We start from the raw sequence: 21,125 nt of genomic DNA, 5'->3' as shown, positions 1-21,125 counted from the left end.
TTACTTCGCGACATCGGTCAGGCCGACCTTGAAGATCCGCATCATCAGCAGGATGAAGCCGACGCACAGGACCAGCAGGATGAAGGCGTAGGCCGCACCCTGGTTCCAGTTGCCGCCCTCGAAGAACCAGTTGTAGATGATCTCGGTGAACCAGCGGCTGCTGGGGCCGCCGAGCAGGGCCGGGACGGCGTAGCTTCCCGCCGCCAGCATGAAGGTCATGATGCAGCCGACCGCGATGCCGGGCTTGGCGTGGGGGATGACGATGCGGCGGTGGATGCGCAGCCAGCCGCTGCCAAGGTCCCTTGCCGCCTCGATCTGGTTGCGGTCCAGCGACTCGATCGCGTTGTAGAGCGGGAACACCATGAACAGGATATACACATAGACCATGCCGACGATCACGCCGGCCGGACTGCCGAGCAGGCGGACGGGCTGGTCGAGCAGGCCCAGCCAGACGAGCGCCAGATTGAGCGGGCCGTTGAAGGCCAGGATGATGTACCAGGCGAAGGTCCGGAGCAGTTCGTTGATCCAGAACGGGATCACCAGCAGCAGGATCAGCAGCGGCAGCGACTTGGGCCGGGCCACCTGGGCCATGAAATAGGCGACGGGATAGCAGACGGCGAAGGTGATCGCGGTGACCAGAGCGCTGGCCCAGATGGTCTGGAGGAAGATGCTCCGGTGGATCGTGTTGTTCCACAGGGTGACGTAGTTGCGGGCGGTGTAGACGTCTTCCGGCCCACCGAGTTTCGCCGGCGGCAGGCTGGGGCGGAGCGAGAAATCGATCATCAGCAACTGCGGCAAAACTATCAGCATGACGACCCAGAAGGCGCACAAGGCGACGATCGCGGCGGTCAAGCCTGGGCCGTAGCGGCGCAGCACCTCTTTCATGACACGTCTTCGGATTGGGGAAGGACGACGGCGTCCTCGGGGCGGAAGGTTATCCGCGTGGTGGCGCCGGGCTGCCAGGGGTTGCCAGCGCCGTTGCTGTTGCTGGTGCCGGCGTTGGTGGTCTGGACCACGATGGTCCGGCCCTGCACCGGTTCCAGGAAGACGTTGACGAAGGCGCCTTCGAACTCCTGGTGGCTGACGGGGCTTTCGACGATGTTGTGGTCGGCGGCGCCGTCGGCCGGCACCATCCGCTCGGGCCGGACGAAAAGGATCGCTTCGTCGCCCTCGCGCAGGTCGCGCGGGTTGCGGCCGACCATCTTGCCGGCCGGTGTGTCTATGGCGGCCCTGCCGCCGGCCGCCGCGATGACGCGGCCGGTGAATCGGTTGGTCTCCCCCACGAAGGAGGCGACGAAGGCGCTGGCGGGATCGTCGTAGATCGACCGGCCGTCTCCTACTTGGCAGAGCACGCCGCGCGACATCACGCCGATCCGGTCGGACATGGTCAGCGCTTCGCCCTGGTCGTGGGTGATGTAGATGAAGGTGACTCCGGTGCGTTTCTGGATGTCGCGCAGTTCGGAGCGCATGTGCTGGCGCAGTTTCAGGTCCAGCGCCGACAGCGGCTCGTCCAGCAGCAGGACGGCCGGCTCGACCGCGAGCGCCCGGGCGATGGCGATCCGCTGGCGCTGGCCGCCGGACAGTTCGGTCACCTTCTTGTCCGCCGTGTCGGGCAGGGCCACGAGGTCCAGCAGTTCCTTGACGCGGCGGCGGCGGTCGGCGGAGGCGATGCCCCGCACTTCGAGGCCGAAGCCGATGTTCTCGGCCACCGTCATCAGGGGGAAGAGCGCGAGGTTCTGGAAGATCAGGGCGGTCGGCCGCTTGTTCGGGCCGATGCCGCTCATATCCTCGCCGCCGATCCGGATGACGCCCGATGTCGGCTCCATGAAGCCGGAGATCATGCGGAGGATCGTCGTCTTGCCGCAGCCGGACGGTCCCAGAAAACTGAAGAACTCGCCCGCAGGGATGGTCAGATGCACGTCGGAAACGGCGGTCAATGCGCCGAAGCGCATGGTGACGTGGTCCAGTTCGATGTCCTGGCTCATGAATCCTCTTGGAAAAGACGCTATTCCCCCTGCGCGAAACGAGTCGAACAGGGGGAAAGGCGCCGGTCCTTTACGCCGCCAGGAAGCGGTCCTGATATTCGTTGCGGATCGAGACGTACCACGGTTCCTGGATCGGCCACCACCACAGCTTATCCAGCGCGTCGCCCGGATAGGCCGCGGCGAAGAACTTCTTGTTGAAGTCGCTCAGGTAGGCTTCAGCGCCCTTGGCCGTGGTGTTGATGCTGGTGTGGTTGGAGTACAGGGCACCCGCTTCAGGCGTGTAGTACCAGTTGATCCATTCATAGGCTTGGCTCAAGTTCTTGGCGTCCTTGGTGATGCAGAAGCCCTCCATCCAGGCGAGCGCGCCTTCCTTCGGGGCGACGAAGCCGATGGGGAGCTTTTCCTTGCCCAGGGTCGCGGCCGAGCTGTCCCAGGTCTGGCCGATGACGCAGCCATTGGTGCGGAAGGCGCCCTGGGCCTCGTTCTCGTTCGACCAGAACTGGCCGACCGACGCCTTGTTCTCGGAGGCGACCTTGATGATCGCGTCGAAGTTGGCCCTTGCCTTCGCCTCGTCCTTGAACTGCTCCTTGACCGGGTGCGGCAGTTTGCCCTGGCTCTCCAGCCACAGGGCGATGCCGATCAGGCTGGAATGGCCGCGAACCGTGACCCGGCCCTTGTATTCCGGCTTCCACAGGTCGCCGTAGCTGGCCTCGCCGTATTTCAGGGGAGCGGCCGAGGTGTCGAAGGCGATCGCTTCGGTTCCCCAGTCGCTGGGTGCCATATAGCGCTTGCCCGCGACCACGCCGCCCATGCCGGCGGAACCCTTGACCGCCGAATCGATGCAGCCGTCGAACTTGACCTTCGACTCGTCCAGCGGCTGGACCAGATCGAACTCCACGTAGTTCGGCACGCGGTCGACGGTCGGCATGATGATGTCGAAGCCAGAACCGCCAGAGGCGCGGAGCTGATTCAGCAGCTCGTCGTTGGTGCCGTATTCAGTCAGGGCCGGCTTGATGCCGGTCTTCTTCTCGAAGTCGGCCAGCATCTCGGGCGAGATGTAGCCGGACCAGGCGAAGACCCTGAGTTCGCCGGAGGCGGCCCGCGCGTTGCGGACGATGAAGGGGCCTGCCGCCGCCAGGGTGGCCGTTGCGGCAGCACCCTGGAGCAGGGTGCGGCGGGTGAAGCTCTTCGCCGCGAGCTGGGTTGCCCGGCTGCTGTCTTTTTCCAAGCTGTCGCTCATCGTCTCTTGTTCTCCCTGAACGCTTCCACTCACGCCGTTTTTATCGTGGCCGCCGGACTATGATGCAGACGGGCGCCGGACGGCAATTTGGCACGAGCGGGTCCGCCAAATTTTCATCAATGTGTCATGGGTTTTCCCCAGCGCGCAACACTCCAACCGGTAACGATATCAAACCCTTTGGCGGATTCATGCCGGTGCCGTCACGCCTCCGGGACTGGATGCGTCCGGCTCGGCGGACCGGAGCTCGATGACCCGGCCGGCCAGGTTGCGGGCCATCGCATGGTCATGGGTCACCATCAGGACGCCAAGGCCATGCTCCGCCGCCAGTTCATGAAGCAGGTCCGCCACTTCCCGCTGGGTGATGGGGTCCAGCCGTGACGTCGGCTCGTCGGCAAGCACGAAGGCCGGTTCCAAGGCAAGCACGCGGCAGAGGGCGAAGCGTTGCAGTTCGCCACCGGAAAGCTGGCCGGGCCGCCGGTCGAGCAACCCGGACGACAGCCGGAAACGCTCGAACAGCGGAACGAACCTCTTCCAGTCCAAGCCGTGGCGCTTCGCCAGATCGGCAAAGGCGGTGCGGACCGTCTGGTGCGGCGCAAAGGCGCTGGGCGGGTCCTGGTAGACCTTCTGGAACCGCAAGGGGCTCAAGCCCGCCTTCCGCCTGATCTCTCCGCGATCCGGGCGCAAGAGCCCCAGCAGCAGGTTGCCGAGCGTCGATTTGCCTGAACCGCTCGGCCCGAGCAAAGCCACGACCTCGCCGGCGAGAATATCGAGATCGACATCCTCGATCACAGGAACGCCGCCGAAGGACTTGGTCAGGCCGCGTGCCTCGATCACGGTGTCCCTGGGCGCAAGCGGCTTGCGCGGAGCCCATGCCGACGGATCGGCCATCAGCAATTGCCGGGTATAGTCGTGGCGCGGCGAATCGAGGACGCTGCCGGCGGGACCGTACTCGACCATGGCGCCGTCGAGCATGACGCCGACCTTGCCCCCCAGGACCCTGGCCACGGCGACGTCGTGGGTGATGGTGATCAGGCTCCGGCCGCGGTCGGCTTCCGCTTTAAGGCCGTTCGCCACGTCGTCGCGCAGCGCCCGGTCAAGACCTTTGGTCGGCTCGTCGGCCAGCAGCAGGTCCGTTTCCGCCGCCCGCGCGATGGCGAGCGCCACCCGCTGGCACATGCCGCCGGAAAGCTGGAAGGGATAGCGCCGGGACGCAGCTTCCAGGCCCAGCTCCCGCAGCCGCGCCCGCCCGGATTGCCGCGCCTGGCTCCAGGGCAGGCCTCGGACGTGGCGGTAGACTTCCGCCACCTGTCCGTCCGCCCGCATGGTGGGGTCGAGCGCCAGCCACGGCTCCTGCGGCAACAGGCCGATGCGGCGTCCCCACAGGGCACGCCGGTCGGTGCCGAGGATGTCCTTGCCGTCCAGCACGACGCGGCCCGTGACGGACAGCTCGGCCGGCAAGGTTCCCATGATCGCCTGGACCACCAGCGACTTGCCCGATCCGCTCTCGCCGAGCAGGGTCAGCGGCACACCCGGCCGGACGGTGAAGAACACGTCCCGTATCAGCTTGTGCCCGCCCGAGGCGATGGTCAGGCCGTCCACTTCCAGAGAGGCGGTCATGAGCGGTCCTCCCCCGCCAGTAGATGGAAACCCAGTACGGTCAGCAGGATCATCGCCGCCGGCATCAGGACATGGAACGGAGCTTCGAAGTAGTAGGGCAGCAGTTCGGTCGCCATGCTTCCCCATTCCGCCGTCGGCGGATGAAGCCCGACCCCGATGAAGCTGAGCGTGGAGATCGCGAGCACGGCCGTTCCCATGTTGAAGGCCATCAGGGTGGCGAGCACCGGCGCCAGTTCCGGCAGGATCAGGCGGCGGGCGATGTAGCCCGGCCCGAACCCGAGCAGGCGGGACGCTTCGACATGGGGACGGGAAAGAAGCGTGCGGGCCGTGGCGCGGGTGACACGGAAATATTCGACCCATTGGGCCAGCGCCAGACCTAGGTAAAGCGGCAGGAACTGTCCCGGTGCGAAGGCGGCCAGCAGCAGGACCAGCAGCAATCCGGGAAGCGCCAGGATCATGTCGGACACGATGCCGAGGGCGCGGTCGGCGATGCCGCCGGCCCAGGCGGCGGCGATGCCGAGAAGCGTGCCGGGAATGGCGGCGCTCAGCACCGTCAGGACCGCCAGCCCCAGCGACAGGCGGGTGGCATGGGCAAGGCGGGCGAGCAGGCTGCGGCCGTAATGGTCGGTTCCCAGCAGATAGTCGCCGCCCGGCGGGGCCAGCGGCGCCAGCAGATCCTGTTGCGCCGGATCGGCGGCGATTACGGCGGGGCCGAGGGTGCCGAACAGCGCCAGCGCGCCGATCAGCGCGGCGCCGGCGGCGCGGCGGCGGGAGAACGTGAAGGTCATCGTCTTCGTCTTCGTCATCGGGCGGCCTGCCTCGGATCGAGCGCCGCGCAGGCAAGATCCACCAGCATGTTGACGGCCACGAAGACGAGCCCCATGACCAGGGCGGTTCCCTGGATCATGGGCACGTCGCGCGCGAAGATCGCATGGACCAGCGCATGCCCGATGCCGGGATAGGCGAACAGGCTTTCCACGACCACGACACCCTCGACCAGATATATGAGTTGAAGCCCGAGCAGAGACACCACCGGGATGGCGCCGTTGCGCAAGCCATGGCGCATCACGACCGTCCGTTCCGGCAGTCCCTTGACGCGGGCGAAGGCGAAATACGGCGAGGCGGCGACGGCCACCATGCTGTCCCGTACGACCCGGCTGGAAAGCGCCGCCAGACCCAGCGCCAAGGTGAGCGCGGGCAGCGTCAGTTCGCGCCAGGTGCCGAAGCCCGCCGGCGGCAGCCAGCCGAGCCAGACCGAAAACAGGATGATCAGGCACAGGCCGGTCACGAAGGCGGGCAGTGCCCGCAGCAGGATCGCCCCGGTCAATGCCGCCCGGTCGGGCCAGCGTCCGGCGCTCAGCCCCGCTATCAGCCCGATGGGGACCGCCATCGCCACCGACAGCGCCAGCGCGAAACCGGCCAGCCACAGCGAGTAGCCCAGTTGAACCGCCAGTTCATCGATGACCGGCTGCCCCGAGACCAGCGAGTTTCCCAAGTCGAAACGGACGAGACGGCCAAGCCAGTCGGCCAGTTGGAGGGCGAGGGGCTGGTCCAGGCCCAACTCGGCCCTTACGTCGTCGGCGGCCGTGCCGCTCAGCAGGTCGGGTCCGTAGCGGGACGCGGCGATCCTCAAGGCCATGTCTCCGGGCAGCATCCGGACGAGCGCGAAGCTAAGGACGCCGACAAGGCCCGCCACGGTGACGGCCTGCATTGCCCGTCCCGCGAGGAGGCGGCCAGTCTGGCGTTGTATCGAGATCGCCATGTCAGGGTGCCTCCGCATCGGCCCAGGTGAGGTCGGCAAGGTGATAGCTGATTTCGAACGGATCGATGGTCACGGAACCGAGCCGCTTGTTGACGGCGACGCCAAGCTCGAACCAGGCGATGGGGATCACCGGCAGTTCGGTCTGGATGATCTCTGACACCCGTGCCCGGAGCGGCGCCCGTTCGGCCGGATCGAAGGTCGTTTTCAGCGCTTCCAGCGTTTTGGTCAGGGCGGGATCGGACCAGTTCATCGCTCCCCACTCGCCCCCGTCCGGTCCGTAATCTTCAAGCAGGGTCCCGAGCGGATCGGGAACGAGCGAGAAGTTGCGGGATGCGAGACCCATCTGAAGCGAGCCGTCCCGGTGACCGGCGGGGATCTCCGAACTGTTGCCGACCGCGACGTCCAGCTCGATGCCGACTTCGCGCAGTTGCGCCTGCATGGCGGTCGCCATCAGCGGCAGTTCCGGCCAGTTGGTGAAGGTTCGGAGCTGGACGCTGAAGCGCTCCCCGTCCGGGGAAACGAGTATGCCGTCCTGCCCGGCTTTCCAGCCGGCGGCGGCGAGCAGGCGCTTCGCTTCCGCCGTGTCGCGGCGGAGCGGCGGCAGATCGTGGACGTGCCATTCGGCCATGGATGGCGGCAGAAGCTGGCCGGCGGCGTTGGCCGGGTTGCGCAGGATGGCGGTCGCCATGCCGGCGCGGTCGAGGGTGAGGCTCAGCGCCCGCCGTTCCTCCACCTGATCGAAGAAGACCGATCCGGCATTGACCTTCAGCATCCGGGTGCGCGGTATCGGGACGACTCGGACATCGACGCGCGGGTTGCGGCGCAGCCTGTCCATGTGAGCCGGCAGCAAGGCGAAGGCCAGATCTGCTTCCCCGCTCTCCGCCATCAGGGCGCGGGTTTCACCGCGCGGGACGGAAAGGTAGCGCGCCTGTCCGACCTTCGGGGAACCGCCCCACCATCCGTCGAACCGTTCGACATCCAGCCGGAGCGGGGGCGTCAGGCCGCTGACGCGATAGGGGCCGGACCCGACGATGCCGGCGACCTTGCCCTCCCCGTTCCAGGAGGCGGGGGCCAGCACGATGCTGGTGTAATTGGCGAGGAAGGCCGGCAGAGGGGCGAAGGGCGTGGCGGTGCGGATCACCACATCGGACCCCTCCGCCGTGATTTCGGCGATGGGCGTGCGCGAGAGAACCCCGGCCCCGGAGCGGGCCTTCTCCAGCGCCGCGACGGCGGCTTCCGCCGTTACCGGCGTGCCGTCGTGAAACCGCGCGGCGGGCCGCAGCGCGAACCGCCAGACCAGCCGGTCGTCCGAAACCGACCAGCTTTCCGCCAGTGCCGGTATCGGGTTGCCGTCGCCGTCGACGGTCACCAGCGTTTCCGCGACGCCCATGCGGCCGAACACATAGCCCGCGCGGATCGGGTCAATTCCGGTGATTTCCCACGGTCCGACGACCTGGAGCACCCGGTCCCTTGCCAGTGAGTCGGTGGTGCAGGTCAGGCCGAGCATCGCCGCGATGAGGGGAGTCATGACTGAAACAGCGCGCATCGGCGGTCTCCATCGGTTAAAAAAGTAACGTTATAACGTTACATAACCGAGCTCTGGCATGCCGGGAGCGGGACCGCAACCGATCAAACGGATTGTCGCGGCTCGGGAGGGGTCGGGAAAGCGGGGGGAAGGGGAAACTGGAACCCAGGGTCCAGACATGCCAAAGGGGGCGAAAGCCCCCTTTGATAGTTTGATCCTTAACGCAGTCCGCTTAAGCGGCACGGCCCCATTGAGTGGCCTCGGCATCAAGGTCTGAGAGAATTAGACCGTCTTTGACGCAAGGTCAAGGGGGTAATTTAATATTCCATTATGCCGCTTTGCAGCATTAAATATAATACTGCGACAGCGGCGAGAAGCCGTTGAAGTTAACCGAGGCGTAGGTGGTCGTGTAGGCGCCGGCGGAGTGGATCTGGACCAGATCGCCGATCCGCAGGTCGAGCGGAAGCTGGTAATCGGCCTTCTCGTACAGCACGTCGGCGCTGTCGCAGGTCGGGCCGGCCAGGATGACGCCTTCGGCATCGCCGCTGCCGTCGCGGGGCGTCATGATCGGGTACTGGATCGCTTCGTCCATCGTCTCGGCCAGACCGCCGAACTTGCCGATATCCAGGTAGACCCATCGTCGGTTGTCGTTAGCCGACTTGCGGGAGATCAGCACGACTTCGCTCTGGATCACGCCGGCGTTGCCGACCATGCTGCGGCCCGGCTCGACGATCGTTTCCGGCAGGCGGTTGCCGAAGTGGTGGCGGAGCGACTCGAGGATCGTCATGCCGTAGGTCTCGGCCTCCGGCACGTCGGTCCGGTACCGGGTGGCGAAGCCGCCGCCCAGATTGACCATGCCGAGCGTGATGCCGAGCGCTTCCAGGTCGCGGAACATCTCCGCCACGGTGCGCAGCGCGGTATCCCACTGGGTCGGATCCTTCTGCTGGCTGCCGACATGGAATGAGACGCCGTAGGGAACGACGCCCTTCTGCGAGGCGGCTATCAGCAACTGCCGGGCCATGGAGGGATCGCAGCCGAACTTGCGCGACAGCGGCCATTCGGCGCCTTCGCCCGAGGTCAGGATGCGGCAGAAGACGCGGCTGCCCGGCGCCGACTCGGCGATCTTGTCGAGCTCTTCGATACTGTCGAACGCGAACAGGCGAACGCCCAATTCATAAGCCTTCGCGATGTCGCGCTGCTTCTTGATGGTGTTTCCAAAGGAAATGCGCTCCGGCGGTGCGCCGGCGGCCAACGCCATCTCGATCTCGGGAACGCTCGCGGTATCGAACGAGGAGCCCTTGGCGTTCAGCAGTGACAGAATTTCAGGCGCGGGGTTGGCCTTGACCGCGTAGTAAATCTTCGCGTCGGGCAAGGCTGCGGTCAGAGACCTGAAGTTCTCTTCAACAATATCAAGGTCAACCACCAGACAGGGAGTGGCCGGCTGCTGCTCCGCCAGGAAGCGGGCAATCTTCTCGTTCATCTCAGTCTCCCGAGAACAGAAAGGAGTGATGTGATGGGTGCGTGGGGTATGGGCAGGCAAAGCAGGCGCCGTCAGGGCGCGGGCTGAACCCTAGGGCCGTTTAAGGCCTGCACACAATCGACCACTGTGCGATGGGCGACCGAGATGCTTGAACTGAGGCGGATGGGCGTGCGGCCCACCGACAACAACATGAAACATAGTATCCTCCAAGACGCCGCCTTGCTTAAGGGACGGTCGGGGGTTACACGTTCGTCGTTGCATAACCCCACTTGGAAAAACCGTGGGGGCCAGGGGCACGTGCTAGCGCGGAGCGATCTGATACACCGAAACCTCTCCGCGCAAAAGGATAAAATGACCCCTCGGCGAAAAAAGTTTCGCCCCCGAAAAAACGCCGACAAGCCTATCCGATCAATGACATAGATCAGGGGTGATAAGCGCCTGAATCATAACGATCCGGCATAGCGGGCGATACGCCGCGCCGCGTCCTCGATCCGGGCGTCGGGTGCGGCCAGCGAGATCCGCAGATGGCCGACCGCACTGGGGCCGAAGGCGTCGCAGGAGAGGGTGGCGACGCCCTGGGAGTCGAGCAGGCCGTCGGCGAAGGCGGCGGACGACAGCCCCGTCCCGCGCACGTCCAGCATCACGAACATGCCGCCTTCCGGCGCCTTGGCGCCCAAGCCGGGAACGTCCTTCAGGATCGACGCCATGATGCCGGCGCGGCGCTGGTAGGCTTCCGCCATCTCCGCCACCTGCGGGCAGTCCTCCGTCAAGGCCACCAGCGCTCCGGCCTGGATGAAAGGCGGGCCGCCGTAGAGCATGCAGAGCACCAGCTTGGCCAGATGCCCGGTCAGTTGCGGCGGTCCGACGATCCAACCGGAGCGGAAGCCCGGCACCGCATGCGACTTAGACAGGCTGGAAACGACCACCGTGCGCTCCGCCATGCCGGGGAGGCTCCAGGGGCTGACATGCGGTCCGACATAGGCAAGGTCGGCGTAGACTTCGTCCGATAGCAGCCAGAGATCATGGCGGCGGCAGAATTCGGCGGCCGACTCGACTTCGGCGCGGGTCATCACGGCGCCGGTCGGGTTATGCGGACTGTTCAGCCACAGGACCCGGGTGCGCGGGGTGAGGGCGCGTTCCAGGTCGTCGAGATCCAGGTGGAAGTTGCGTTCCGGCCGGAGCGCCACGTTGACGACCGTGGCATTGGCGGCGCCGGCGACCGCTTCGTAGGTCGCGTACATCGGTTCCGGCACGATGACCTCGTCGCCGGGACCGGCCAGGCATTGCAGGGCGCAGTAGAGGCCGGCCTGCGCGCCGGGGATAAGCACGACATTCTCGGCGGTCGTCGGCTGGCCCGTGCGCGCCTGATGGCGGGCGGCCACGGCGGCGCGGACTTCGGGGTTTCCGATTATGGGAGAGTAGGTCGTCCGGCCGGCCCGGAGAGCGTCCACGACGGCTTCGATCACCTGGGGCGGCGGGGCCATATCGGGGTCGCCGACGGTCAGCATGATGACGTCGCGGCCTGCGGCCTCCAGTTCGCGCGCCCGCCAGTGGATCGACCACGCATCGGCGCCCTTGCCGGAGATCCTGTCGACCAAAGGGGAAAACCGCATGACAACCGCTCCCTGAACATGCCCGTAAACGTCTTTGCGCCGCAGTCATAGCGCGAACCGGGCGGCCAGCCAGCCCGCAATTTGGTAAGGGCCGGGTTGCAGTTGCCAAGTTTCGGCGAATGCGGAACACTCCGCCCCATAACCATAAGAACACGTCGAGCAGGAGGAAGCCCCCGTGACGCTGGCCCCGGAAAAACTTGAAACGCCTCCCGGCTATCGCCCCCTCGATGACGGCACCCTGGCAGGTTATCTGGCCCGTTCGGGCGACATCGCGGCGCGCTTGGGAGGTGGCCCTGAGGAATGGCAGGTGCGGGAGGTCGGCGACGGCAACCTCAACCTCGTCTTCATCGTGACCGGGCCGGCGGGCGGCGTGGCGGTCAAGCAGGCGCTGCCCTATGTCCGGCTGGTGGGCGAAAGCTGGCCGCTGCCGCTCAGCCGCGCCTTCTTCGAGCACGAGGCGCTGGCCGAGCAGGGCCGGGTGGCGCCGGCTCAGACGCCCCGGATCTATCATTACGATCACGAAATGGCCTTGACGGTGATGGAGCTTCTGCGGCCTCACGTGATCATGCGGAAGGGTCTGGCGGCCGGCATCCGCTACCCGCACTTCGCCCGCGACATCGCGCAGTTCATGGCGACCACGCTGTTCTACACCTCCGATCTGGCGCTGCCGGCGGCGGAGAAGAAGCGGCGGATGGCGGTGTTCTGCGGCAATACAGCACTTTGCAAGATCACCGAGGACCTGATCTTCACCGATCCGTACCGTGTCGCGGAGCTGAACCGCTGGACGTCGCCCCAACTCGACAAGACCGCGGCGGAGTTCCGGGCGGATACCGCCGCCAAGGCGGCGATTTCGGAGCTGAAACGAAAGTTCCTGACCTCGGCCGAGGCCATGATCCACGGCGACCTCCATACAGGCTCGATCATGGTGACGGCGACCGAGACGAAGGTGATCGACCCGGAGTTCTCATTCTACGGTCCGATGGGGTTCGACATCGGCGCGGTGATCGGCAACCTGCTGCTGGCCTATTTCGCGCAGGCCGGACACGAGGCCGAGCCGTCGCAGCGCGACGGTTACCGGGCCTGGATCCTGGATCAGGTCGATCAGGTCTGGACCAAGTTCGAAGGCATCTTCCTGGGGCTGTGGAAGGATCACCATGGGGGCGACCTGTATCCCGCCGACCTGTTCGCCGATGCGGAGGGGCAGGCGGCGCTGCGGCGGGTGCGGGCGGACTATACGACGCGGCTGTTCGCCGATTCGGTCGGCTTCGCCGCCGCCAAGATGATCCGGCGCATCCTGGGCCTTGCCCATATCGAGGAGCTGGAGACGATCGCCGATCCGGATGTCCGCGCTACGTGCGAGAAACGGGCGCTTCGTCTGGCGCGCGACATGCTGGTCAATCGCGGTTCATACAGGAGCATCGGCGACGTGACGGCGGCGGCGAAGAAGAGCTGAAAAAGACGCAGAATTCACCCTGAGGGATTAATCCGCATGCGAAACGGTTTGTTGCGTTCCTGTAACTCCCTCTTTTTCCTTAAGTTTTTTGGAAGCTCAGGAGGATGCGGGTTAAACGCTTGGTGCGACATCTAATTTTTGCCACACTCGTCCCCTATATGCTTGTTCAGACGAAGGGCGCCCCTACAGCGTAAGCCGCAAGGCGAACGAAAAGCCCTTCACAGCGGCGTCCTTATTTCAGGGCGCCAACCAGCCCGGCCCCGGCTGGATCTACCGGCCACCGCAAGAGCCCCCCGCGGTGGCCGTTTTCTTTTCCGGACCATAAATCGACTCAATGTTTGCCGACGGCATGGGCCGCCGCGATGAAGCGGCGCGCCAGCGCGTGGTAGAGCGGCACCGGGCAGACCATTCGCGAGACGCCGTAGGCGATCATGGCCGAAGCCATCAGCGGCACGACCATGCCCTGGTTGGCGGTCATCTCCATCACGATGACGAAGGCGGTGATCGGCGACTGGGTCACCCCGGCGAAATAGGCAACCATCCCCAGCATGATCATGGCGGGACCGGGAACGTCGGACAGCAGCGGCGACAGCGCCGAGCCGATGCCGGCCCCGACCGACAGGCTGGGCGCGAACAGCCCGCCGGGAATGCCGCTGAGGGTCGAGACCGCCGTGGCGGCCAGCTTGGCCGGGGCGAACCACCAGGGCAGGTCGCCCGTTCCGTCGAGCGCCATCCGGGCCGCGTGGTAGCCGGTGCCGAAGGTCAGCCCGCCGGCGGCGACTCCGATCAATGCTATGATCAGTCCGCAGGATGCCGCGAACACGACAGGGCGGCGGACCGCCGCTCCCCCGAGCCACAGCGGTAGCAGGCGGCCGGCCTCGATCACGGCGCGGCTGAACAACCCGCCGGCGAGGCCGCCGACCACCCCGCAGACGGCCATGGCGACCCAGCCCTGGGCCTGGGTGATCGCCATGTCGGTCCGGCCGAAATAGGCGTAGTTGCCGGTCACCGCCAGCGACGAGATGCCGGCGAGCACGACCGCGACCATGACCAGTCCGCTGGCGCGGTTCTCGTAGCTGCGGGCCATTTCCTCGATCGCGAAGACGATGCCGGCCAGCGGCGTGTTGAAGGCCGCCGCCACTCCGGCGGCTGCCCCCGCCAGCACCAGCCCGCGCTGTCCCCCCAGGCCGGCGAGATTGCCGCACCCGACCATCAGCGCGGCACCGACCTGCACGGTCGGCCCCTCGCGCCCGATGGAGGCGCCGCCGGCCAGACCCAGCAGCGTCAGCAGGATCTTGCCGACCATGGTCCTGGGCGCCAGCAGGCGCCGCCGGCTTTCCGGGTCGCGCAGATGCCGGGCGGCGATGGCCTGCGGTATGCCGCTGCCCTGTGAATTGGGAAACCAGCGCAAGGTCGCCCAGGCCGATAGGGCGAAGACCGCCGGGGAGAGGACCAGCGGCAGGTAGGGCATGACGCCGACCGCATGGTCGAAAGCCTCCTGCACCCGGTCCGCCGCCAGCGCGAAGCCGACCGCGACGAGGCCTACCGCCAGCGCGCCGGCCCAAAACACCAGCCGCTGCCGCCAGGAAGTCGTCGATAGCCAGACATGTCGAGCCCGGCGGGAGCGGATCTTGAACATGGGGATTTTTTGGTGGAGCAGGTGATGACAGGCCGATGGGGAGGAAATGTCCGGCTGGCTTGATTGTTCATCGTCACGCCGGCGGTCGAAGCCCGATAGACCTTGGCAGGTGCCGTACCGTGCTGTACCACGGCACGTCGATCATGCAGCCCGCCAACGCTCGAGCCGATAGTCCAGTCCCGATGCCCCTTTTCGCCGCCAACGACCTGACCTGCCTGCGTGGCGAGCGGCTGGTGTTCCAGGAGCTGTCGTTCGCCGTGGACGCCGGCGGTGCCCTGGTGCTGCTCGGCCCCAACGGCAGCGGCAAGTCCAGCCTGCTGCGCATGATGGCGGGGTTGCTGCGGCCGTTTTCCGGCGGCATGAGCTGGGACGGCGAGCCCGTCTCCTCCGATCCCGACCTGCATCGCAGCCGCGTCCACTATGTCGGGCACCTGGACGCCGTGAAGCCGGTGCTGTCGGCACGCGAGAACCTTGCGTTCTGGGCCTCGATGGGGGGAGCCGCCGATCCCATGGAGTCGGCGATGGCGGCCCTGGAGCGGCTGGGCGTGCCGCATATCGCCGACGTTCCGGGGCGCTACCTGTCGGCGGGGCAGAAGCGGCGGTTGAATTTGGCGCGAATTCTTGCGGCCCCGGCGCCGCTCTGGCTGCTCGACGAGCCTTCGGTGGCGCTCGACCGGGCCGGCATCGGCCAGCTCGAGGAAGCCATCGCCGAGCATCGGCGCGGCGGCGGCATCGTCGTGGTTTCGACCCATGCCGAGATTGCGATACCGGGGGCGGACACGCTGCATATGGACGACTTCGCGGTAAACGCCGTGCCGCATGACGGCTACGACCATGAAGACGATCAGGATTACGAGCCATGAACCGCTTCCTCCGGCTGGTTTCGCGCGACCTGCGGCTGGCTCTGCGGCAGGGCTCGGACGCTACGGTCGCGGTGATGTTCTTCGTGCTGTGCGTCGTGCTGTTCCCGTTCGGCGTCGGTCCCGAGGCCAATATCCTCGCCCGCATCGCTGCCGGGGTGATCTGGGTCGCGGCGCTGCTGGCGTCGCTGCTGTCGCTGGAGCGGCTGTTCCAGAACGACTACGAGGACGGCAGCCTGGAGCTTCTGACGCTGACCAGCCTGCCGCTGGAAGCGGTCGTTTTCGCCAAGGTGCTGGCGCACTGGCTGGTGACGGGCCTGCCGCTGATCGTCGCGGCCCCGCTGCTGGCCCTGCTGCTGAACATGAATCCGGAAGGCTTCCCGGTGCTGATCGGCACACTGGCCATCGGCACGCCGACGCTCAGCCTGATCGGCGCGATCGGCGCCGCCCTGACGCTGGGCGCCCGGCGCGGCGGCGTGCTGCTGTCGCTGCTGATCCTGCCGCTCTACATCCCCGTGCTGATCTTCGGCGCGGGCGCCATCGACGCCTCCCTGTCGGGCTTCACGGCGCGGCCCCATCTGCTGCTGCTCGGGGGATTGCTGGTCGCGGCCCTGCCGCTGGCGCCCTGGGCGGGAGCCGCCGCCTTGCGGCAGGCGATCGAGTAGCGCCGAAACTTCACGCAACCTTACTCCCTGGACCCATGTTCACCTGCTACACTCCGGCCTGACCAGAAGCGGGCGAACCGCCGAAGCAGGCTGCAAAACGGGAGGCAGGCATGGCCCTCAAGGCTGAACAGCTCAAAGGCGAGCTTACGGAACAGATCGTCAGTCGCGTTCACGACCGGCTCAACAGGGACAGGGCCGATACGGCCGAACGCTTCGTCCGGCAGTTCTATGCCAACGTGCCGCCCGACGACATCATCGAATCGAGCCCCGACCAGCTCTATAGCGCCGCCCTGTCGATCTGGCAGTTCGCCGCCCAGCGGAAGCCCGGGACCGCCCGTGTCCGGGTCTATCACCCGCAGTTGGACGAGCATGGCTGGCAGAGCGGCCATACCGTGGTCGAGATCATCAACGACGACATGCCGTTCCTGGTCGATTCGGTCACCGCCGAGCTGAACCGGCAGGGATTGACCGTCCATCTCGTGATCCATCCCGTGGTGAGGGTGCGGCGCGACGCCGCCGGCCAGTTGACCGACCTGTACGAACCCCAGGCGGCCCCCGCCGACGCGACGCCCGAATCCTTCATGCATATCGAGGTGGACGAGCAGACGGCGCCGGAACTGCTGGAACAGGTGGCGGCGAGCGTCGAGAAGGTGCTGACCGACGTCCGCTACGCGGTCGAGGACTGGCAGAAGATGCGCGCACCCATGCTGCGCATCCTGGAGACCGTCGACCATATGCCGCACGCGCTGCCCGACGACGAGGTCAGCGAGGCGCGCGATTTCCTGCTGTGGCTGAACGACGACAACTTCACCTTCCTGGGCTATCGCCGCTACCGTTTCGAGGGCGACGGCGACGAGGCACGGCTGGCCGTGGTCGCCGGCGAGGGCATGGGCATCCTCCGCGACGACGATGTCCGCGTGTTCGACGGGCTACGCAACTTCGCGTCGCTGCCCCCCGACGCCCAGCAGTTCCTGCGCCAGCCGCGCTTGCTGCTGGTGACCAAATCGAACCGGCGGGCCACCGTCCACCGTCCGGCGCTGATGGACAGCATCTTCATCAAGGAATACGACGACAACGGGGTGGTGGTCGGCGAGCACCTGTTCGTCGGGCTGTTCACCTCGGTCGCATACAACACCAGCGCCCGCGACATCCCGTACCTGCGCAACAAGGTCGTACGCGTACTCCAGCGCGCCCGCTTCGACCCGCGCAGCCACGACGGCAAGGCGCTCGTCCACATCCTGGAGAATTTCCCGCGCGACGAGCTGTTCCAGGTCACCGACGACGAGCTGTTCGAGATCGTGATCGGCGTGCTGCATCTGCAGGAACGCCAACGGACGGCGCTGTTCGTCCGGCGCGATCCGTTCGAGCGCTTCGTCACCGGTCTCGTCTATATCCCGCGCGACCGCTACGACACCGACCTGCGCCGGCGCATCCAGGCGATCCTGGAGAAAGCGTTCGACGGTACCTGCTCGGCCTTCTACACCCAGCTGGCCGAAAGCGTGCTGGCTCGGGTCCAGTTCGTCATTGAAACGAAACCGGGCGCGATCCCGGACTACGATGTCGGCGCGATCGAGGAGCGGCTGATCGAAGCCAGCCGCGCGTGGCCCGACCGCTTGCAGGATGCCCTGGTCGATGCCCATGGCGAGGAAAAGGGCCTCCGCCTTCACCGCCGCTACGCCGCCGCCTTCGATGTCGGCTACCGGGACCGTTTCGGGGCCGATCCGGCCATCCTCGACATCGAGCGGGTCGAGGAGGTGCTTCACACCAGGCGGCTCGGCCTGAACCTGTACCGCCCGATCGAAGCTTCCGAGTCGGAGATCTACCTGAAGCTCTACCATGACGGCGGGCAGGTCGCGCTGTCGGATATCCTGCCCATGCTGGAGCATATGGGCGTCAAGGTGATCTCCGAAGGCGGGCCGTTCGAGGTGACCATCCCCGGACGGGTCGAGCCGGTCTGGATCCACGACTTCGCGATGCGCACGAAGGACGGCGCCGCCGTCAACCTGGGCCGCGTCAGGCAGTCCTTCCAGGACAGCTTCCTGCGGGTCTGGGAAGGCAGGATGGAGGACGACGGCTTCAACCGGCTGGTGCTGCGGGCGGGGCTGGGCTGGCGTGAAGTCACAATGCTGCGGGCCTATGCCAAGTACCTGCGCCAGATCCGCTTCCAGTTCAGCCAGGACTACATGGAGGACACGCTGGCCGACCATGCCGGCATCACCCGGCTGATCGTCCGGCTGTTCCAGGCGATGCACGATCCGGCGCAGGCGCGTACCGGCGGCGTCGCCGACGACATCCAGGTCGCGGTCAACGGTTTGCTGGTGGAGATCGACCACGCGCTGGACGACGTCGCCAACCTGGACGAGGACCGCATCCTGCGCCGGTTCCTCAACCTCGTCCGCTCGACCTTGCGGACCAACTATTTCCAGAAGGGCGCCGATGGGGAGCTTAAATCCTACCTATCGATGAAGCTGGACAGCCGCTCGGTCGACGAACTGCCGCTGCCGCGGCCGCTGGTCGAGGTCTGGGTCTATAGCCCACGCGCCGAGGCGATCCATCTGCGCGGTGGCAAGGTGGCGCGCGGCGGCATCCGCTGGTCGGACCGGCGCGAGGACTTCCGCACCGAGATCCTGGGCCTGATGAAGGCGCAGATGGTCAAGAACGCCGTCATCGTGCCGGTCGGGTCCAAAGGCGGCTTCGTGGTCAAGCGCCCGCCGCCGGCCGATGCCGGGCGCGACGCGCTGATGGCCGAAGTGATCGAGTGCTATAAGACGCTGATGCGGGGGCTGCTCGACATCACCGACAACTATGCCGCCGATGGCTCGGTGATTCCGCCCAACGATGTCGTGCGGCTGGACGGTGACGATCCCTATCTGGTTGTAGCGGCGGACAAGGGTACGGCAACGTTCTCCGATATCGCCAACGGCGTGTCGGAGGACTACGGGTTCTGGCTGGGCGACGCCTTCGCGTCGGGCGGCTCGCGCGGCTACGACCACAAGAAGATGGGCATCACGGCGCGCGGCGCCTGGGAGTCGGTCAAGCGGCACTTCCGCGAGATCGGGGTGGACTGCCAGACGCAGGATTTCACCTGCGTCGGCGTCGGCGACATGTCGGGCGACGTGTTCGGCAACGGCATGCTGCTGTCGCGGCACACCAAGCTGGTCGGCGCCTTCAACCACATGCACATCTTCTGCGATCCGAACCCCGATCCGGAAGTCAGCTTCGAAGAACGACGGCGGCTGTTCGACCTGTCCCGGTCGTCCTGGACCGACTACAACACCGAACTGCTATCGCCCGGCGGCGCCATCTTCGACCGCAAGGCCAAGTCGCTGAAGCTGACGCCGGAGATCCAGACCCGTTTTGGGCTGACGCGGGACAAGGTGACGCCGGTCGAGCTGATGCAGGCGATGCTGCGGTCTGAGATCGACCTGCTGTGGTTCGGCGGCATCGGTACCTTCATCAAGGCGACCGAGGAAACCCACGCCGAAGTCGGCGACAAGGCCAACGACGCGACCCGCATCGACGGGCGCGAGGTCCGCGCCAAGATCGTGGGCGAGGGCGCCAATCTCGGCGTCACCCAGCGCGGCCGGATCGAGTTCGCCCAGAGCGGCGCCGCCGATCATGGCGGAGGGCGGATCAACACCGACGCCATCGACAATTCCGCCGGCGTCGATACTTCCGACCACGAAGTCAACATCAAGGTGCTGACCGGCGACGTGCTGGCCCGTGGCGACATGACCTTGAAGCAGCGCGACCAGTTGCTGGCGAGCATGACCGACGAGGTCGGCGAACTGGTGCTGAGTGACAACTACCTTCAGCCGCAGGCGATCAGCGTCGCCGGCGCCGCCGGAGTGGGCGGGCTCGAGGAACAGGCCCGCTTCATGCGGGTGCTGGAGAAGGCAGGCCATCTCAACCGCGCCATCGAGTTCCTGCCGGACGAGGAGGAGATCGCCGCCCGCGCCGCGCGGGGACTGGGGCTGACCCGGCCGGAACTGGCGGTGCTGCTGGCCTACTCGAAGATCACCCTGTACGACCAGTTGCTCGACTCGAACCTGCCGGACGATCCGCGCATGGTGGACGATCTGGTCAAGTACTTCCCCAAGGCGCTCCGCCGCGACTACCGGGAGGCGATCGAACGGCACCGGCTGCGCCGCGAGATCATCGCGACATATGCGACCAACAGCATGGTCAACCGGGTCGGACCTACCTTCGTGACGGAGATGGCCGACAAGACGGGAGCGGGAGCGGGCGACATCGCGCGGGCCTATACGGTCAGCCGCGACGCCTTCGCGCTCCGGGCCTTGTGGACGGGGATCGAGGCGCTGGACAACAAGGCGCCGGCGGCTGTCCAGTATGAGATGATCGCAGCCACCCAAGGCCTGATGAACCGGACGATCCCCTGGTTCTTGACGAACGTTCCCCAGCCACTCGACCTGGGCGCGGAGGCGTCGAACTACACGCCGGGCGTCGAGGAGCTGACGGCCGGCCTGGACGCGGTGATCGGCGAGGACGACAGGGCGCAGCTTGACGAGCGTGCTGGCCACTGGATCGAGCAGGGCGTTCCGGCCGAGCTGGCGCGCCGGGTGGCGAGCCTGGGCATCCTGGCATCGGCCCTGGACATTACCCGCATTGCGCGCCTTGCCCGGCGAGATGTGCCGGATGCGGCGCGGGTCTATTTCGAACTGGGCCACCGTTTCGGCATGGAATGGCTGCGCGCCAAGGCGGCCAAGGTCAAGACCGAGAACCACTGGCAGAAGCAGGCGGTCAGCGCGATCATCGACGACCTCTACGGCCTGCAAAGCGACCTGACTGCCCGCATCCTGAACGACGGAGAATCGCACGAAGCCGCCATCGCGACCTGGGCCGGCGCTAGGCAGGGTCCGGTCGACCGCATCAACCAGCTTCTGACAGAACTGCGCGGAGTGGCGCGGGTCGATCTTGCCATGCTGGCGGTGGCGAACCGGCAATTGCGAGGGCTGATCGCGAGCTGAGGCCGGTAGCACTTGAATGAAAGAAGGCCCGGTCTTGCCGACCGGGCCTTCTTTCATTGGGGGTGATAGGGTGATTTCAGGAAGACGATGGAGGGGGCCAAACTCCAAGGATCTCTGGTACATCCTCATCCAGTTTCAGCGGGATCGGAAACTTCGTAAGATATGCCCGAGCGCGACGAAGACGTTCTTCCAATTGGTCCTTGTTCATCGGTGGCCGCAATCCATAAATCCCGGATTGCATGTCTACATTGAAAAGCAATGCGGACTTTTCGAGAGGCTTGCTTTCCAAGATCTCGTA

At 66.3% G+C, this 21,125-nt stretch carries 14 protein-coding genes; 4 read left to right on the top strand and 10 right to left on the bottom strand.

The genetic code is table 11. The features are described 5' to 3' along the window. The 9 genes from N826_RS11540 to N826_RS11500 form a co-directional block, all read right to left on the bottom strand. Positions 1-885, bottom strand: coding sequence for an ABC transporter permease (locus N826_RS11540; protein WP_044428789.1), 885 nt, complete (start codon positions 883-885; stop codon positions 1-3). Next, on the bottom strand, positions 882-1,985 hold the full coding sequence (locus tag N826_RS11535; RefSeq protein ID WP_044428787.1) for an ABC transporter ATP-binding protein: 1,104 nt from the start codon (positions 1,983-1,985) through the stop codon (positions 882-884). The genes N826_RS11540 and N826_RS11535 overlap by 4 nt, the downstream gene beginning before the upstream one ends. Before the next feature lie 70 nt (positions 1,986-2,055). Continuing rightward, complete coding sequence (locus tag N826_RS11530) at positions 2,056-3,225, bottom strand: extracellular solute-binding protein (RefSeq protein WP_044428786.1); 1,170 nt, start codon at positions 3,223-3,225, stop codon at positions 2,056-2,058. A 186-nt stretch (positions 3,226-3,411) separates the two neighbouring features. Continuing rightward, positions 3,412-4,842 carry an ABC transporter ATP-binding protein gene (locus N826_RS11525; RefSeq protein ID WP_044428785.1) on the bottom strand — a complete coding sequence of 477 codons (1,431 nt, stop codon included), beginning with the start codon at positions 4,840-4,842 and terminating at the stop codon, positions 3,412-3,414. Beyond that, positions 4,839-5,648, bottom strand: coding sequence for an ABC transporter permease (locus N826_RS11520; RefSeq protein ID WP_044428782.1), 810 nt, complete (start codon positions 5,646-5,648; stop codon positions 4,839-4,841). Before N826_RS11520 ends, N826_RS11525 begins: the two co-directional genes overlap by 4 nt. Next, positions 5,645-6,604, bottom strand: a complete 960-nt coding sequence (locus tag N826_RS11515) for an ABC transporter permease (RefSeq protein ID WP_044428780.1) — start codon at positions 6,602-6,604, stop codon at positions 5,645-5,647. The genes N826_RS11520 and N826_RS11515 overlap by 4 nt, the downstream gene beginning before the upstream one ends. A 1-nt stretch (position 6,605) precedes the next feature. Then, positions 6,606-8,150 (bottom strand): ABC transporter substrate-binding protein, encoded by a 1,545-nt coding sequence (locus tag N826_RS11510; RefSeq protein ID WP_052831066.1) that lies wholly within the window; start codon positions 8,148-8,150, stop codon positions 6,606-6,608. Between the two features lie 325 nt (positions 8,151-8,475). Then, entirely contained in the window at positions 8,476-9,609 is a 1,134-nt protein-coding gene (locus N826_RS11505) for a type III PLP-dependent enzyme (protein WP_044428774.1), read from the bottom strand. Between the two features lie 443 nt (positions 9,610-10,052). Continuing rightward, positions 10,053-11,222 carry a pyridoxal phosphate-dependent aminotransferase gene (locus tag N826_RS11500; protein WP_044428772.1) on the bottom strand — a complete coding sequence of 390 codons (1,170 nt, stop codon included), beginning with the start codon at positions 11,220-11,222 and terminating at the stop codon, positions 10,053-10,055. A 175-nt stretch (positions 11,223-11,397) separates the two neighbouring features. Between N826_RS11500 and mtnK the strand changes: the two genes are divergently transcribed. Beyond that, complete coding sequence (gene mtnK, locus N826_RS11495; protein WP_244619633.1) at positions 11,398-12,675, top strand: S-methyl-5-thioribose kinase; 1,278 nt, start codon at positions 11,398-11,400, stop codon at positions 12,673-12,675. A gap of 331 nt (positions 12,676-13,006) precedes the next feature. Here the strand turns inward: mtnK and N826_RS11490 are convergent, their stop codons facing one another. Beyond that, positions 13,007-14,314: a chloride channel protein gene (locus N826_RS11490; RefSeq protein WP_044428770.1), complete on the bottom strand. Its 1,308-nt coding sequence runs from the start codon at positions 14,312-14,314 to the stop codon at positions 13,007-13,009. Between the two features lie 143 nt (positions 14,315-14,457). Here N826_RS11490 and ccmA point away from each other — a divergent pair, with 143 nt between their 5' ends. The 3 genes from ccmA to N826_RS11475 all read left to right on the top strand — a co-directional run bounded on the left by ccmA (position 14,458) and on the right by N826_RS11475 (position 20,827). Next, positions 14,458-15,177 carry a heme ABC exporter ATP-binding protein CcmA gene (ccmA, locus tag N826_RS11485; RefSeq protein ID WP_373866638.1) on the top strand — a complete coding sequence of 240 codons (720 nt, stop codon included), beginning with the start codon at positions 14,458-14,460 and terminating at the stop codon, positions 15,175-15,177. Beyond that, positions 15,174-15,839 carry a heme exporter protein CcmB gene (gene ccmB / locus N826_RS11480; RefSeq protein ID WP_044428768.1) on the top strand — a complete coding sequence of 222 codons (666 nt, stop codon included), beginning with the start codon at positions 15,174-15,176 and terminating at the stop codon, positions 15,837-15,839. The genes ccmA and ccmB overlap by 4 nt, the downstream gene beginning before the upstream one ends. Before the next feature lie 110 nt (positions 15,840-15,949). Beyond that, positions 15,950-20,827, top strand: coding sequence for an NAD-glutamate dehydrogenase (locus tag N826_RS11475; protein WP_044428766.1), 4,878 nt, complete (start codon positions 15,950-15,952; stop codon positions 20,825-20,827). Positions 20,828-21,125 lie beyond the last annotated feature (298 nt).

Origin of the sequence: Skermanella aerolata KACC 11604 (assembly GCF_000936425.1) — a bacterium.
In the GTDB taxonomy this organism is placed as follows: domain Bacteria; phylum Pseudomonadota; class Alphaproteobacteria; order Azospirillales; family Azospirillaceae; genus Skermanella; species Skermanella aerolata.
This window is presented reverse-complemented; position numbering and strand designations above follow the sequence as displayed.